Source organism: Escherichia sp. AM3 (assembly GCF_032029835.1).
GTDB classification, from domain to species: Bacteria; Pseudomonadota; Gammaproteobacteria; order Enterobacterales; family Enterobacteriaceae; genus Escherichia; species Escherichia coli.
Window position 1 is genome coordinate 1 of record NZ_JAVUPQ010001107.1, and the last position, 257, is coordinate 257.

Annotated in this window: 1 pseudogene; it reads right to left on the reverse strand. The window is 35.8% G+C overall.

Going from position 1 to position 257, the window contains the following annotated elements:
* Window positions 1-156: 156 nt before the first annotated feature.
* Window positions 157-257 (reverse strand): annotated as a pseudogene (gene ynfN / locus RTW80_RS29905) (protein YnfN); the annotation flags it as partial.

Genomic DNA, 257 nt, shown 5'->3' on the forward strand with positions numbered 1-257 from the left:
TCTGTTATGACTTTCCAGTTACACAGTAAGTCGATTATATGGTGCAAACGTGTAAAAGATAAGATGAAACATCGCAATAATCAACATACGATAGTCTAAATTTTACACAAACAGACAAAGAGAATTTTCCTGAATTATCAATGCAATAGCATCAAATCAACTCAAGAGCCTTATTGCTGCTTCCAGAATTTCTTCTGAAGTAACATGTCGATCCGCGGCTACATAAATGACTTTATGATCTCCGGTCAGAGATGGAA